The organism is Leifsonia sp. SIMBA_070 (assembly GCF_046534635.1).
In the GTDB taxonomy this organism is placed as follows: Bacteria; Actinomycetota; Actinomycetes; order Actinomycetales; family Microbacteriaceae; genus Leifsonia.
Genome location: NZ_JAWRYK010000101.1, coordinates 1 through 333 on the forward strand (window position 1 = coordinate 1; position 333 = coordinate 333).

Here is a 333-nt window from a genome sequence, read left to right on the forward strand (position 1 = left end):
AACCTTTGGTTTTGAACATGTGGTGCCGCCGGCATAAATGCTCCAGGTTGTCATGATCGGTGGCGCCGCCCTGCGCCCAGGGTGTGGTGTGGTCGATTTCGGAGATCACAGCGTTGGTTCGGCAGCCCGGGAACCGGCAGGTTCCGTCGCGGACCCGCAGCACCTGCTTCAGCCGGTCCGGTACTTTTCGTTTCCGGCCAATCCGCAGGAACTCCTCGGTTTTCGGGTCCCGTTCCACCGGTGTCCATTTCGCCGCGTCCCGGGCCATTCTTCGTGCTGTGACCGGGCTGATCGGTCCGTAGCCGTGCAGTTCGGCGGCGGGATCATGATGCA

1 protein-coding gene is annotated in these 333 nt (G+C 62.8%); it reads right to left on the minus strand.

What is annotated here, in order from left to right:
* Nucleotides 1–333 (minus strand): HNH endonuclease signature motif containing protein (locus tag SB754_RS19595; RefSeq protein ID WP_410784068.1); only part of this gene is annotated, 333 nt, incomplete at both ends.